The 255-nt window shown below is 61.6% G+C and carries 1 protein-coding gene; it reads right to left on the reverse strand.

The features are described 5' to 3' along the window. Window positions 1–236 (reverse strand): transposase (locus ACLFKU_RS44730; protein WP_410853517.1); only part of this gene is annotated, 236 nt, incomplete at its 3' end. Window positions 237–255 lie beyond the last annotated feature (19 nt).

Here is a 255-nt window from a genome sequence, read left to right on the forward strand (position 1 = left end):
CTGTAGTACGCGCCATCGGCAATCACCCGATCCATCGGCACGTCAGCGGGCAGCACGGCGTCCATTCGTTCGCTGTCCGATACTTCTGTAGTGGTGATGCGGATCGCGTGTACGTTCATGTCAGCGTAGATCGACAGATGCATCTTGCGCCACGGCGTGCGCGCGGCCTTCTGGGCGTACTTTGCCTCGTACCACTGGCTCGCCCGCCCAAAGCTCAATCCCGTGCTGTCGACCATGAGACTGATCGTCCCGCCG

Source organism: Paraburkholderia sp. EG304 (assembly GCF_046543485.1).
Taxonomy (GTDB): domain Bacteria; phylum Pseudomonadota; class Gammaproteobacteria; order Burkholderiales; family Burkholderiaceae; genus Paraburkholderia; species Paraburkholderia youngii.